This window comes from Mesorhizobium sangaii (assembly GCF_014207355.1).
GTDB lineage: Bacteria > Pseudomonadota > Alphaproteobacteria > Rhizobiales > Rhizobiaceae > Mesorhizobium > Mesorhizobium sangaii.
Window position 1 is genome coordinate 47,034 of the sequence record NZ_JACHEF010000006.1, and the last position, 12,278, is coordinate 59,311.

Genomic DNA, 12,278 nt, shown 5'->3' on the forward strand with positions numbered 1-12,278 from the left:
CCGGGAAATCTGGCAGAAGTCGGCGAATTGTGCGCCGGAGCCTTTCTAAATCGATTGGAATTGGACAAAACGGCGCGTTGACATGCGCCCGGACTTTTCCGAAAAGGGGCGCAGAGAGATGCAGATGTGGTTCTTGAGGGGTTTTCGGATGGGTTCCGCCGGCAGGCAGCGCAGGCGCTCTGCCTTTGCCATGCCGCTGCTGATCCTTGCCGTGGGCCTGTCGGCGACGGTCATGGCCTCGCCGGCGCGTGCCGATTTCCGTGTCTGCAACGCCACGCAGAACCTGGTCGGCGTCGGCATCGGCTATCGCGCCAAGGCCGGCTGGATCACCGAGGGCTGGTGGCACATCGAAGGATCGAGCTGCAAGACGCTGATCGAAGGGCCGCTGTCATCAAGGTTTTACTATCTTTATGCAGAAGACGCCGAACGCGGTGGGCGCTGGGACGGCCCGATCAACATGTGCGTGGCTGAAAAAGAGTTCAAGATCGCCGGCGTAACCGATTGCGTCGCCCGGGGCTTTCAGCGCGCCGGATTCCAGGAATATGACACGGGCGAACAGGCAAGCTGGATGGTCCAGCTGACCGATGAGCCCGCAACGGGAGGCGCTCCAGCCGCCCCGGGAACGAACAGTCAATGAGACGTAGCCGCAAGGTCAAGATCCTAGCCACCATCGGTCCGGCCTCCTCGTCGGAGGAGATGCTGAAGAAATTGTTCGAAGCGGGCGCCGATGTGTTCCGCATCAATATGAGCCATACCGATCACGAGCTGATGCGCACGCTGGTCGGGCGCATCCGTACCGTCGAGGAAGCGGTCGGCCGGCCGATCGGTATTCTGGCCGACCTGCAAGGCCCGAAGCTGCGCGTTGGCAAGTTCGCCAAAGGCAAGGAAGTGCTGACTGTCGGCCAGACCTTCACGCTCGACAACAATCCCGAGCCGGGCACGTCAACCAGGGTCTACCTGCCGCATCCGGAAATCCTGAGCTCTGTCGAAGCCGGTCATCGCTTGCTGATCGACGATGGCAAGCTCGAATTGAAGGCGGTGAGAAGCGACGGCAAGTCGATCGTCTGCACGGTCATTGCCGGCACCACGATTTCCGACAAGAAGGGCGTCAGCCTGCCTGATACCGACCTGCCGGTCGGCGCGCTGACCGAGAAGGACCGCAAGGATCTCGACGCCGTGCTGTCGACGGGCGTCGACTGGGTCGCGCTGTCGTTCGTGCAGCGGCCGGAGGATCTGGCCGAAGCGCGCAAGATCGCGCGCGGCCGGGCATTGATCATGGCCAAGATCGAAAAGCCGCAGGCCGTTGCGCGGCTGGCCGAGATCATCGAATTGTCCGACGCGCTGATGGTCGCCCGTGGCGATCTCGGTGTCGAAATGCCGCTCGAGGCGGTGCCCGGCATCCAGAAGCAGATCACGCGCGCCGCGCGCCGCGCCGGCAAGCCGGTGGTGGTAGCAACGCAGATGTTGGAATCGATGATCACCGCACCCGTGCCGACCCGCGCCGAGGTGTCCGATGTTTCGATCGCCGTCTTCGAAGGCGCCGACGCCATCATGCTGTCGGCGGAATCCGCCGCCGGTGCCTATCCGGTCGAAGCGGTGGCGATGATGGACCGCATCGCCACCAAGGTCGAAACCGATCCGACCTATGCCGGCATCATCAATGCGCAGCGCTCCGAGCCGGAAGCGACCGGCGCCGACGCCATTTCGCTGGCCGCCCGCGAAATCGCCGAGACGCTGAAACTATCGGCGATCATCACCTATACGGCGTCCGGCACCACCGGCCTGCGCGCCGCCCGCGAGCGTCCGCAAGTGCCGATCATCGCGCTTTCGCCGATCGTCAACACGGCGCGGCGGCTGTCGCTGCTGTGGGGCACGCATTGCGTCGTCTCGCCCGATGCCAGCGACCTCGACGACATGGTCAACCGCGCCTGCCGCATCGCCTTCGATGAAGGTTTCGGCAAGCCGGGCGATCGTGTCATCATCACTGCCGGCGTACCGCTGAGGACCCCGGGTTCGACCAACATGCTGCGCATCGCCTATGTCGGGTCGGACGTGCAAAGCAGCCGGTAGATCGGTTCGTCTGAACCAGCAAGCGTGATCAGGTCGGCGCGAGTTCGGCCTGCGGCACCTTGATGTCGGCGCATTTGCCGGCGCCGTAGGCGTCGCCGGCGATGCGCGCTTCCACGTCCCTGGCCATCGCCTGCAGGTCGATATCCTTGCCGGCGGCCTTCTCGATGGCGCCGACGACCAGGTCGGGGGCAATCCAGTCCGGCTTATGGCCGAGATTGTGCACCCAGACCAGTTCGGCGCCGGCAATGTCGCGGACGAGGCCGACCGAGTGAATCTCCGCATAGACGACCTTGTCGCGGTCGCCCGAAATGACCACGGTCGGCGCCTTGATCTCGGCGTAGTGGGGGGCGGCGCCAAGGGCATAGCGATAGAGCCCGGCGACGTCGGTGGCGTTGGCGCGAAAGGCCGGTGGCCGCAGCACCAGCGGGATCGAGGCCGTGGCGAGATAATTGTACGGCACCTTGTTGGGCGAGAAGACGCAGGTCGTGGCATCAGCCATCTGCAGCGTTCCCGCGGGATAGCTCAGCGTCTCGGAGAACAGCCAGCCGATCACCGGAATGGTTGTCAGATCATAGTACCAGGAGGTTGCGCCGCCCGGCCAGGGATGGGTCGCCGGCGCGAGAAAGACCAGCCCAAGCGTCTTGTCGGCATGCTCGCGGCCAAACGCGGTGGTCGCGGCGGCGCCGAAGGAATGGCCGACGACGACAGCTCGCTTCATGCCGAGACGGTCCATCAGCGCGGCGATGGTGTTGGCCTGGGCCGACGGGCTTTCGTTGTTGCCCGGGCCACGCCCCGACCAGCCGAACCCCGGCCGGTCGAAGAACAGCATTTCGGCGCGGCCTTCGAGCAGCGGCCGCAGCGGCAGCATCTGATCCCTGAGATTGGCGCTGGCGCCATGGATGAAGACGATCGGCGGCAGCGTGGCGTTCGCAGGCGCCGGAACATGCACATAATGGATGCGAGCGCCATTGATGTCGGCGAAGTCGCCGATCGGCGGATTGCGCCGCTCGATCAGCCATGAGCCGACGCGGGTGACGCCGACAAGGCCGAAGACAAGCGCCATCAGGAAGGCGAGGGCAGCGTATATGAGGTTCATGCGGGGAAATACGGGCTGGAGCGGAATTAGTTTTGGGTAGGGCAGTAGGGGTATCTGCTCCGCGAGGCAATCCACACTGCTCACCTACTACCCTACTGCCTTACTCCCCTATTCCCTTACTCCTTGATCAAATGCCTTCGCCGGCAAGCTCTTCCGACAGTGTGGCGACCTGGTCCTGGGCGCTGCGCATCATCGGATAGATGGCCAGCACCTTCTGCCAGGCCTCGAGCGCCGATTGCTTGTGGCCAGTCAGCGCCATGATCTGCGCCAGGCCGGACAGCGCACCGAAATGGCGCGGCTCGAGCTGCAGCGTATGGTCGATGTCGGACATCGACTTACCGTAGTTCTTCATCATGAAATGCACGGTGGCGCGCCGGTTCCAGCCTTCGGCATAGGTCGGCTGCAGGGTCACCACCTGGTCGAGGAAATCGAGCGCGACATCGAATTTCTGGCCTTCGATGGCCTTTTGCGACCACATCATCATCAGGTCGATCGAGGCGCTGCCGGATTGGAACCACTCGCTCCAGATGTTGCCGGCAATGCGCTCGGCAGCCTTTTCGTTGCGCTCGCGCTTCAGGTCGCTGAACAGCTGGTCGAGATGGGCCTGTTTCGTCATCACCGGCGGTGGGGCATCCGGGGCCGCCGGCGCAGTCGCCTGATCATCCGCCCGGGCCGGCAAGGCGACGGCACCGGAAACAAGGAAGATCGCCAGAAATGCAAAAAGAATCCGCATCGCCCGACTCTAATCCCGGGCGGCGGAACATCAAAGTGATTTTACCGTGAGAAGGTCGGAGGACCGACGACACGCATCAATTGGCGGAGGCACGAAGCCTCCGGCCGAAAGCTCAGCCCTGGCGTGCCTTGTAGCGCGGGGCGGTCTTGTTGATGATGTAGACGCGGCCCTTGCGGCGAACCAGCTGGTTGTCGCGATGACGCGCCTTCAGCGCCTTGAGCGAATTCTTGATCTTCATGGTCTTGCCTGTCGGTGTGGACCCGGTCCGGGTCGAAATTTTAAGGCGCGCCAGAAGACGCGCCTTTGAACTGTGGGTGGCTCATAAACGAGGAGCCTTGTCCGTGTCAACCGCAAGCGTGCTCTACCTCGCCATATCATCAAATATCCGCCATGTCGGCCTGGCGGCATTGCGCGCCCTCCGGCCGGCTGGGATGATGCGGCCGCCGTTTAGTGATTTGGGGATGAATATGCGCCGAACTTTCCTGTCCGCCTGCCTTGTCTTGCTGGCGGGAGCTTCGGCTGCCCGGGCGCAGGATTGCGACCGCAGCGACGACAGCCAGCAGATGATGAACATCTGTGCCGGAGAGGACTACCAGGCCGCCGACGCCAGGCTCAACAAGACCTACCAGGACCTCATCAACTCGGACGATGCCGACAGCAGGAAATTGCTGCAGGCGGCGCAACGCGCCTGGATCGCCTTCCGCGATGCCGAATGCGCTCACTCCACCGCGGCCAGCGAGGGCGGCTCGATCCATTCGATGGAAGTTTCGCAATGCCTGACCAGGCTGACCAACGACCGCACCAAGCAGCTCGCTGCCGCGGCCAATTGCGAGGAAGGTGACGCGAGTTGCGCCAGTTCTGACGAGGACGACGTGCAATAAAAGCGCGTTGTGAAGTCAGGCGCGAAGGCTGACCCGCGTGAAATGGCCCATCTTGCGGCCGGGCCGGGCCTCGGCCTTGCCATAGAGATGCAGCATCAGGTCGGGCTCGCCGAGCAAGTCGGCGACGCGCAGCACATCGTCACCGATCAGGTTTTCCATCACGCAGTCAAAATGGCGTTTCGGGTCTCCGAGCGGCAGGCCGGCGACGGCGCGGATGTGCTGCTCGAACTGCGAGACGATGCAGGCCGCTTCCGTCCAATGGCCGGAATTGTGCACGCGCGGCGCGATCTCGTTGGCCAGCAGCGAACCGTCGGCCAGCTCAAAGAACTCGACGCCGATGACGCCGACATAGTCGAGCGCCGACAATATCTTCGAAGCTGCAGCCTGTGCCGCGGCGGCCGTCTCGGGCTTGATGGCGGCCGGCAAGGTCGATGTGTGGAGAATGCCGTTGCGGTGGACATTTTCGGCCGGATCATAGGCGGCGACGGCGCCGTCCAGCCCACGCGCCGCGATCACCGAAATCTCGCGCTCGAACGGCACGAAGCTCTCCAGGATCAGTGGTACATTGCCCATCGCCTCACAGGTGCCGGCGAAACCGCCGGCTTCCATATTGCGGAAGACGCGCTGGCCCTTGCCGTCATAGCCCATGCGCCGCGTCTTCAGGATGCCGCTGCCGCCGAACCCTTTCAGCGCCGCCGTCAGTTCGCTGTCATTGTCGACCGGGCGGAAATCCGCAGTGGCAATGCCAATGCGATTGAGGAATGTCTTCTCGCTCACCCGGTCCTGCGCCACTTCAAGGGCGCGCGCCGGCGGATAGACCGGAACCTTGGCGGCCAGTGCGCTGGCGGCCGCGACCGGCACGTTCTCGAACTCGTAGGTGATGACAGAGCTTGCCGCAGCCAGTTCGGCAAGAGCGGCCGGGTCGTCATAGGCCGCCGTTATCTGCCGGTTGGCAAGTTGGGCTGCCGGGCAATCCGCTTGCGGCTCCAGGACAACCGTGCGGTAGCCAAGGCGAGCGGCGGCCATTGCCAGCATGCGGCCGAGCTGGCCGCCGCCAATGATGCCGATGGTCGATCCGGTGGGCAGGCTCACGGCGCATCCGTCGGTTCGGCCGCGACCTTGGCGGTCTGCGCGGCGCGCCAGGCATCCAGCCGCGTGGCAAGCGAGTCGTCGTAGAGCGCTAGCACGGCGGCCGCCAGAAGTGCCGCGTTAGCCGCGCCGGCCTTGCCGATGGCCAGCGTTCCGACGGGAATGCCGGCCGGCATCTGGACGATGGAGAGCAGCGAATCCTGCCCCGAGAGGGCTTTCGATTCCACCGGCACGCCGAACACCGGCAGCGGTGTCATCGCAGCGGTCATGCCGGGCAGGTGCGCCGCGCCGCCGGCACCGGCAATGATCACCTTGTAACCGGCAGCCTTGGCGCCCTTGGCGAATTCATAGAGACGGTCGGGTGTGCGATGGGCGGAGACGATCAGCCGCTTGTGCGGGATGCCGAGCGCCTCCAGCGTTTCAGCCGCATGGCGCATGGTCGTCCAGTCGGACTGGCTGCCCATGATGATGGCGACATCGGCACGTTGATCGTCCAAGTCCTTGCTCCCCGGCGACAAAGGCGCGCCTTAGCGGAATTCGGGCGGTGCCGCAAGGATACGTGGCGGGCGCTGTTGTTCGGCAAGACGAAAAAGTGCTTCTCTGGAGCCGAGATATCAGATGCCGCGGTCGGCCTCCGGTGTCGAGACCAGCAGGGCCGAAGCGGCGTTGGCCGCGGTGACGGCGGCCCGCATCGCCTCGCCACGGGCAAGTGCCGCGGCCAGCGCACCAACGAACTCATCGCCCGCGCCATGCGTGCTGACGACCTTGACCGGGATGGCCGGCAACGAGAAGGTCGCACCGCTCCGGTCGCAACTAGCGACGCCTTCGCCGCCCGCCGTGACGATTGCGGTTGGGCAGAGATCGACCAGAAGTCGCGCGGCTTGCGCGGCCCCTTCCAGTGTTTCGACCGCCGCCAGGCCGGTCAGGAATTCCGCCTCGATGGCGTTGACCACCAGGACGTCGACGAGGGCGCTCAGTTCGCTGGAGAGTTCGCGCGCGGGGGCGGCATTGAGCAGGACGCGGCCGCCATGTCTCTTCACCGCGCGTGCGGTGGCAATGTTGGCGGCTTCCGGCACCTCGTTCTGCAAAAGCAGCACGGACGTTTGTGCCACCACCTCGGAGGCGGCCGCGATGTCCCTGTCGCCGACCGTGAGATTGCTGCCCGAAACGATCACCGCGCCGTAGTCGCCGCTTTCGTCGAAGATGGCCACGCTCATGCCGGAGCCGGCGCCCGGCGCCACCCGAACGAAGCGACGGTCGACGCAGGCACGATCGAGATTGGCCAGTAGCGCGGTGCCGAAATCATCATCGCCGACGGCGCCGATCATCGCCGCGCGCATACCGGCCCTTGCCACCGAGACCGCCTGGTTGCCGCCCTTGCCGCCGCATTTCGGGTGCCAGGCATGGCCGGTCACCGTCTCGCCCTTGCGCGGGCGGTCGGGGGCATCGACCATGATGTCATAGTGCAGGCTGCCGAACACGGTGACCAGCGGCGTTGTCGGCAGAGTCATGAGCCGCGGTCTTTTCGCTTCGATGCCACCGCCGACATGGTGCGGCCGAGATTGTGTTCCGCCGCCTGGTAGTCGCGCTGCGCCACCGCCACGAACAACGCGTCGAGGATATTGAGCTGAGCGATGCGCGCCGCCGCGTTCTCCCCCATAAGCGGCGAGCCCTGCGCGGTGGAGCACAGCACAACGTCGGCGACCTGGGCCAAAGGCGAATTGTTGTAGTTGGTGATGGCAAGCGTGCGTGCACCGCTCTTGCGGGCAAGCTGGATGGCGTCGATGACAGCCGAAGTATTGCCGGAGTGCGAGAAGCCGACGGCGATGTCGTCTGGGCCGAGCAGCGAGGCGGACATCAGCATCATGTGCGAATCGTCAAAGACATTCGTGCGGATGCCGATGCGCAGGAATTTGTGCGAGACGTCGCGCGCGATCTGCGCCGAACCGCCGACGCCGTAGAAGTCACGAGTCCCGGCGCGGTACAGTAGGTCGGCGGCGCGGTCGAAATCCTCGATATCGAGGATGGCCAGCGTCTCCTCCAGCGCCTGGATGGAGGTGCGGAACACCTTCTGCACGATCTCGGCCGAACTGTCGTCCGACGACAGTTCCTGGTGCATCTCGGCGGTAGGCAGCCGGCTGTATTCATAGACGGCGGTACGGAAGTCGCGATAGCCGGAGAAGCCGAGCTTCTTGGCGATCTTGACGACCATCGCTTCCGACACGCCGGATTCTTCGGCGATCTGCTTCAGCGGAATGCTCTCGTCGAAGCCGCGCCGGCCAAAGACCGTTTCCACCACCTTCGCCTCCAGCGGTGTGAGATGCGGCATCATCATGCGGATGCGCGGTCCCACCGCCTTCAGGTCCAGCCCGCTCAAGGTCATCCAAGCCCCCTCGTCATAAGTCAGGCCCGAGCATGATTTCCTGGATGATGGCCTGCGACGTCACGGCGTCCTGGCGCCCGATGGCGGCCGACAGCCGGTTATCCTGGTCGATCCGGTCGACGACCCGCAGCATGCGCTTGACGGTGGCAATATTGACCTCGCACTCATGCACCGGATCGAGACCTGTCATGTCGGGGAAGGTATCGAAATAGATGGCGCCGGCGTAGCCGTCCCTGCGGATCTGCTGGAGCAGTTCGATGGTCTGCAGCGTATGCACGGCGCCGACCATCAGGCCGTCGTCGCGTTTTGCGTAGCCGTCATTGAGATGTACGCCGAGCAGCTTGCTGTGGCGTGCCACCAGGGCGGCGGCGAAGGCCGGCTGCTCGTCTGCATAGAGCACATGGGCGAAATCGAGCGTGACGCCGAGATTGGGCAGGCCGACATCGCGGATCGCCAACAAGGTTGTCGCAGCGTCCGGCATAAGGCTGTATGAGCGCGGCTCGTTGGGCTTGTACTCGAGGCTGATCTGGCAGCCGGGGTCATGCGCCGTAACTTCACGAATACCGTCGATTTCGTGCTGCCAGAGCGTCGCATAGTCGGCCTGGAAGGCGTAATCGAATCCGTCCTGTCCGAGCCACAGCGTCATTAGATTGGCGCCGGCCTCGCGCGCGGCGTCGATGCCGACCTTGGTCAGGTCGATGGCTTCACGGCGTACCGCCGGATCCGGATTGGTGAACGCGCCGAGCTTGAAGGCCGGGTTGGAGTAATAGCGCATGGCGAAGCCATTGATGGAAAGGCCAAGGTTGCCAAGGTTCCGCGCGATTCCAGCCGGCCTCTCGCTGACATGGTCGGGGAAATTCAAATCGAGGTCGGTCAACCCGGCAACCTTGGCGGCACGCGCGGCCATCTGCATGAGCGACGGTTTGCCGGTGAGGTGAGGCCATTCGGCCTGTGGCCGCGAGGCAAAGGAATTCAGGCGCGTGGCGAAACGATTGGCTGTCATGATCGACCCTTCAACGTTCATAACTTCACATAGACACAAATATTTGTAAAGTTATTGTTTTTTTGAGGGCCTGCGAGAATTGGCCGAGCAGCAATCTAGTCCGCCGCGCAATGCGCTGGCACCATAGGGCGGAGAGCGTGTCAGGCGTGGTTTCAGTGGACAGGGGCTGTCCTCACACCGCCGCCTTGCGGAAGTGGGCGACGAAGTCGTCGAGTTCGGGCCGCTCCATGTCGGAGATCGCCCAATAGGAGAAGGCGCCGTCGCTCCAGTGCACCAGCGAGAAGCCGCCTGACGAGAGATCGTCAGGTGCTGTGGTTCCGCCGCCCTGCTGCGGTTCGGCGACCAATGTGATCAGATGCTCTCGGTGGCGGTAGACCAGCGCCGGCACCGGCCGGTCGGCGATCACCTCGACCCGGCCACCGATCAGTGCATAGCCATCCTGTGCGAGGTCCGGCGCCGGCGGCGATACGCCGATCCGAGCATCTAGCCACGGCTTCACCGTGTGGCGGTCGGACGAGACGATGTCGATGGGGCTCGCCGCAAGCAGGCTGCGCCGATGGCCGCTGGCGACCGCCGCGGCAAAGCTGTCGGACGCGCTGTTGACCATCACCCATTGCGTCACCCCGCTGGCCAGCACCGCGCTGACCACGATCGACGCGGCAAGAGCGCGCCAGTCGAACGAGCCGAAGCGGCGCGTTCTTGGCAGGACCCGCGCCTGCGACGGACGTGTTTCGGCGTTTCGCCTCGCGCTTCCCCCGATTGGGGCAATCAACCCCGGTTGCGCCGGCGGCGTGCCCTGCCGCGGCTCCGCCGGCTTGTCTTGTGCCTGTTGTGCCGTGGCCGCCATGCCGATTGCCGCGATGCGGGCCTGAAAGGCATCGCTGACATCGGGGCGCGGCAAGCGGTTAACTGCCGCCTGCAAGGCGACGATGCGGGCGTGTTCGGCGGCAAGCTGCGGGTCGGCGGCGATGCGCCGCTCGACCGCCAGTGCCGCGGCCGCGTCGAGCTCGCCATCAACGAGAGCATGGATCATCAGCCTGATACCTTCGGGATCGTTGGGCAGTCCGTCGTCATGGTTGGTCATGGCGCTCTCCCCAGTTCAGACACAAGCAGGCCGCGGGCACGGGCCAGCCGCGACATCACGGTGCCCATTGGGACGCTGAGCATCGCCGCTATCTCGCGATAGCTGAGGCCGTTGATGTCGCGCAGCACCAGCGTCTCGCGAAACGGCTGCGGCAGCGCCACGATCGCCGCCTCCAGTGCCGCCGTATCGGCCCTTGCGATCAGGCTCGCTTCCGGACCGTCTTCGTCCGGCTGGCTGGTGCCATGCGCCGCTGCCATCTCGTCGAGATCGCCGAGGTCACCGACGGCCAGCATGCCGCGCGGCCGGTTGCGCGACATCCAGGTGTAGGCGGTGTTGCGCACGATGGTGAGCAGCCAGGCGCGGGCGTTGCCACCGGCATAGCCGGCGATGCCGGCATGCGCTTTCACGCAGGCCTCTTGCACCACGTCCTCGGCATCGGCGGCATTGCCGGTCAGCCAGCGGGCGAGCGCAAGCGCATCGCCGAGATGGGGCAGCACCACCTCACCGAAGCGCTCGGCCAGGGCCTTCTCGCTTAACACCGCAGCATGATCCGGCACTCCGGGCAGGTTCTGCCATGCGCCCTCAGGGCGCGACGGTGATCTTGCCCTGCATATGCGGGTGGAGCCCGCAGAAATAGGCAAAGTCGCCTGCTTTGGTGAAGGTGAATTCATATGTGTCACCGGTGTCAAGCGCCTTGGAGCGGAAGGAGGAATCATTGGCGACGACCAGATGCGGGATGTCGTCGTCGTTTCTGAAGGTCACGGTGGTGCCGGGCTTGACGGTCAGCACAGGTGGGGTGAAGGCGAAATTCTCGATTTTGACCATCGGCGCATCGGCCGCGCGCAGCGGCTGACAGGTCGCCGTCGTCAAGCTGAAGGCCGCGAGGATCGCGGCCATGTGCCGGGCCGGAAGGCGTATGCAGATCATGGTGATTTCCTTTCGCGGCTCAGGCTCAAGCCAGCGTCGAGTCGATGATGGCGAGGTCCTGTCCGCCTTGCTTCACGGTGACACTGCTGGTGCCGAGCAGGCCGCGCAGCTGGCCGGCCGGCACGGTCATCGGTCCGGGCGAGGCGGCGGTGCCCGGCGCCGGCTGAGGGAAGGCGGTCGAGCGCGCGGTGTGGAAGGTGACGTTGCCTTCCACCTTCTGCATGATCTGGTGGATGTGGCCGTTGAGCACGGTGACCGAGCCGAAGCGCTTGAGCAGACCGAGCGCCTGTGCCGCGTCGTCGGTGCCCCAGCCCCATTCGGGATAGACGGCCCACAACGGGATATGGGCGAAGACGACGATCGGCGTCGAGGCGCTGACCGCCTTCAGATCGTCGGCCAGCCATGCCAGCTGCTCGGCGCCGAGATTGCCGAGCCCGCCGGCCTTGAGGTTGACGACATTGACCAGCGCCACGAAATGCACGCCGTTCTGGTCGAAAGAGTACCAGCCGGCCCCCTTGGTGCCCTTGCCGTAACGGTCGAGATAGGCCTTGCCGTTGCCGTCATCGATCAGATCGTGTTCGCCCGGCACGTAATGCACGTCGAAGCCGGCACCGCCGATGATCTCAGCCGCATTGTCAAACTGTGCCGGCTTGGAAAGATGGGTGATGTCGCCGGTGTGGATCATGAAGGCGGGCTTTTGCGGCAGCGCCTGGATCTTGCCCATCGCCTCCTTCAGCGTGTCGATGGCATGCGGATTGGCGGCCTTGTCGAAGCCGATATGGCTGTCGGATATCTGCAGGAAGGTGAAGCCGGTGGCCATGGCTTCGGCGGCCTGCGCGGCGCCAAGCAGATTGAGCGACACCGGCACGCCGCCTGAAATTGTCCACAGCACGCCGGTGCCGGCCCAAATCATGCATTCCAGTGCATGGCGGCGGCTGATGCCGTCGCGTCCGCTTTCGTCATTGTGGTGATGGGTCATGTCGGTCTCCTCAACGCCAGGAGTGGCGTATGC

At 64.7% G+C, this 12,278-nt stretch carries 15 protein-coding genes; 3 read left to right on the top strand and 12 right to left on the bottom strand.

Going from position 1 to position 12,278, the window contains the following annotated elements:
• Positions 1 to 190: 190 nt before the first annotated feature.
• Both HNQ71_RS25710 and pyk read left to right on the top strand, forming a co-directional pair.
• The gene (locus tag HNQ71_RS25710) at positions 191 to 637 is read left to right on the top strand and encodes a DUF1036 domain-containing protein (protein ID WP_246462134.1); all 447 of its coding nucleotides are present in this window, start codon (positions 191 to 193) and stop codon (positions 635 to 637) included.
• The gene (pyk, locus tag HNQ71_RS25715) at positions 634 to 2,070 is read left to right on the top strand and encodes a pyruvate kinase (RefSeq protein ID WP_184875685.1); all 1,437 of its coding nucleotides are present in this window, start codon (positions 634 to 636) and stop codon (positions 2,068 to 2,070) included. Before HNQ71_RS25710 ends, pyk begins: the two co-directional genes overlap by 4 nt.
• A gap of 28 nt (positions 2,071 to 2,098) precedes the next feature.
• Here pyk and HNQ71_RS25720 read toward each other — a convergent pair whose 3' ends face one another.
• The 3 genes from HNQ71_RS25720 to ykgO form a co-directional block, all read right to left on the bottom strand.
• Positions 2,099 to 3,166 (bottom strand): alpha/beta fold hydrolase, encoded by a 1,068-nt coding sequence (locus HNQ71_RS25720; protein WP_184875687.1) that lies wholly within the window; start codon positions 3,164 to 3,166, stop codon positions 2,099 to 2,101.
• Between the two features lie 127 nt (positions 3,167 to 3,293).
• Entirely contained in the window at positions 3,294 to 3,899 is a 606-nt protein-coding gene (locus HNQ71_RS25725; protein ID WP_184875689.1) for a tetratricopeptide repeat protein, read from the bottom strand.
• Positions 3,900 to 4,011: 112 nt separating this feature from the next.
• Positions 4,012 to 4,137 carry a type B 50S ribosomal protein L36 gene (gene ykgO, locus HNQ71_RS25730; protein WP_006327841.1) on the bottom strand — a complete coding sequence of 42 codons (126 nt, stop codon included), beginning with the start codon at positions 4,135 to 4,137 and terminating at the stop codon, positions 4,012 to 4,014.
• 229 nt (positions 4,138 to 4,366) lie between these two features.
• On the opposite strand from ykgO, the gene HNQ71_RS25735 reads away from it, so the two are divergent.
• Positions 4,367 to 4,780 (top strand): lysozyme inhibitor LprI family protein, encoded by a 414-nt coding sequence (locus HNQ71_RS25735; protein ID WP_184876337.1) that lies wholly within the window; start codon positions 4,367 to 4,369, stop codon positions 4,778 to 4,780.
• 15 nt (positions 4,781 to 4,795) lie between these two features.
• Here HNQ71_RS25735 and HNQ71_RS25740 read toward each other — a convergent pair whose 3' ends face one another.
• The 9 genes from HNQ71_RS25740 to HNQ71_RS25780 all read right to left on the bottom strand — a co-directional run bounded on the left by HNQ71_RS25740 (position 4,796) and on the right by HNQ71_RS25780 (position 12,245).
• Positions 4,796 to 5,872 (bottom strand): 5-(carboxyamino)imidazole ribonucleotide synthase, encoded by a 1,077-nt coding sequence (locus tag HNQ71_RS25740; protein WP_184875691.1) that lies wholly within the window; start codon positions 5,870 to 5,872, stop codon positions 4,796 to 4,798.
• The gene (purE, locus tag HNQ71_RS25745) at positions 5,869 to 6,366 is read right to left on the bottom strand and encodes a 5-(carboxyamino)imidazole ribonucleotide mutase (protein ID WP_184875692.1); all 498 of its coding nucleotides are present in this window, start codon (positions 6,364 to 6,366) and stop codon (positions 5,869 to 5,871) included. Before purE ends, HNQ71_RS25740 begins: the two co-directional genes overlap by 4 nt.
• Positions 6,367 to 6,483: 117 nt before the next feature.
• On the bottom strand, positions 6,484 to 7,380 hold the full coding sequence (locus tag HNQ71_RS25750) for a ribokinase (RefSeq protein ID WP_184875694.1): 897 nt from the start codon (positions 7,378 to 7,380) through the stop codon (positions 6,484 to 6,486).
• Positions 7,377 to 8,252 carry a MurR/RpiR family transcriptional regulator gene (locus tag HNQ71_RS25755; RefSeq protein WP_184875696.1) on the bottom strand — a complete coding sequence of 292 codons (876 nt, stop codon included), beginning with the start codon at positions 8,250 to 8,252 and terminating at the stop codon, positions 7,377 to 7,379. The genes HNQ71_RS25750 and HNQ71_RS25755 overlap by 4 nt, the downstream gene beginning before the upstream one ends.
• Before the next feature lie 13 nt (positions 8,253 to 8,265).
• The gene (locus HNQ71_RS25760) at positions 8,266 to 9,255 is read right to left on the bottom strand and encodes a sugar phosphate isomerase/epimerase family protein (RefSeq protein ID WP_184875698.1); all 990 of its coding nucleotides are present in this window, start codon (positions 9,253 to 9,255) and stop codon (positions 8,266 to 8,268) included.
• A 172-nt stretch (positions 9,256 to 9,427) separates the two neighbouring features.
• Positions 9,428 to 10,339, bottom strand: coding sequence for an anti-sigma factor family protein (locus HNQ71_RS25765; RefSeq protein WP_184875700.1), 912 nt, complete (start codon positions 10,337 to 10,339; stop codon positions 9,428 to 9,430).
• Positions 10,336 to 10,878, bottom strand: coding sequence for a sigma-70 family RNA polymerase sigma factor (locus HNQ71_RS25770; protein ID WP_343068246.1), 543 nt, complete (start codon positions 10,876 to 10,878; stop codon positions 10,336 to 10,338). The genes HNQ71_RS25765 and HNQ71_RS25770 overlap by 4 nt, the downstream gene beginning before the upstream one ends.
• 43 nt (positions 10,879 to 10,921) lie before the next feature.
• The gene (locus tag HNQ71_RS25775; RefSeq protein ID WP_246462135.1) at positions 10,922 to 11,266 is read right to left on the bottom strand and encodes a cupredoxin domain-containing protein; all 345 of its coding nucleotides are present in this window, start codon (positions 11,264 to 11,266) and stop codon (positions 10,922 to 10,924) included.
• Positions 11,267 to 11,291: 25 nt separating this feature from the next.
• Complete coding sequence (locus HNQ71_RS25780) at positions 11,292 to 12,245, bottom strand: metallophosphoesterase family protein (protein WP_184875702.1); 954 nt, start codon at positions 12,243 to 12,245, stop codon at positions 11,292 to 11,294.
• Positions 12,246 to 12,278 lie beyond the last annotated feature (33 nt).

Excerpts from the sequence above, each read along its gene's own strand:
- pyk (WP_184875685.1), top strand. The coding sequence starts at position 634 with ATGAGACGTAGCCGCAAGGTCAAGATCCTAGCCACCATCGGTCCGGCC.
- HNQ71_RS25735 (WP_184876337.1), top strand. The coding sequence starts at position 4,367 with ATGCGCCGAACTTTCCTGTCCGCCTGCCTTGTCTTGCTGGCGGGAGCT.
- HNQ71_RS25775 (WP_246462135.1), bottom strand. The coding sequence starts at position 11,266 with ATGATCTGCATACGCCTTCCGGCCCGGCACATGGCCGCGATCCTCGCG.
- HNQ71_RS25750 (WP_184875694.1), bottom strand. The coding sequence starts at position 7,380 with ATGACTCTGCCGACAACGCCGCTGGTCACCGTGTTCGGCAGCCTGCAC.
- HNQ71_RS25720 (WP_184875687.1), bottom strand. The coding sequence starts at position 3,166 with ATGAACCTCATATACGCTGCCCTCGCCTTCCTGATGGCGCTTGTCTTC.
- HNQ71_RS25755 (WP_184875696.1), bottom strand. The coding sequence starts at position 8,252 with ATGACCTTGAGCGGGCTGGACCTGAAGGCGGTGGGACCGCGCATCCGC.
- HNQ71_RS25765 (WP_184875700.1), bottom strand. The coding sequence starts at position 10,339 with ATGACCAACCATGACGACGGACTGCCCAACGATCCCGAAGGTATCAGG.
- HNQ71_RS25710 (WP_246462134.1), top strand. The coding sequence starts at position 191 with ATGCCGCTGCTGATCCTTGCCGTGGGCCTGTCGGCGACGGTCATGGCC.
- ykgO (WP_006327841.1), bottom strand. The coding sequence starts at position 4,137 with ATGAAGATCAAGAATTCGCTCAAGGCGCTGAAGGCGCGTCATCGCGAC.
- HNQ71_RS25780 (WP_184875702.1), bottom strand. The coding sequence starts at position 12,245 with ATGACCCATCACCACAATGACGAAAGCGGACGCGACGGCATCAGCCGC.
- HNQ71_RS25725 (WP_184875689.1), bottom strand. The coding sequence starts at position 3,899 with ATGCGGATTCTTTTTGCATTTCTGGCGATCTTCCTTGTTTCCGGTGCC.
- HNQ71_RS25760 (WP_184875698.1), bottom strand. The coding sequence starts at position 9,255 with ATGACAGCCAATCGTTTCGCCACGCGCCTGAATTCCTTTGCCTCGCGG.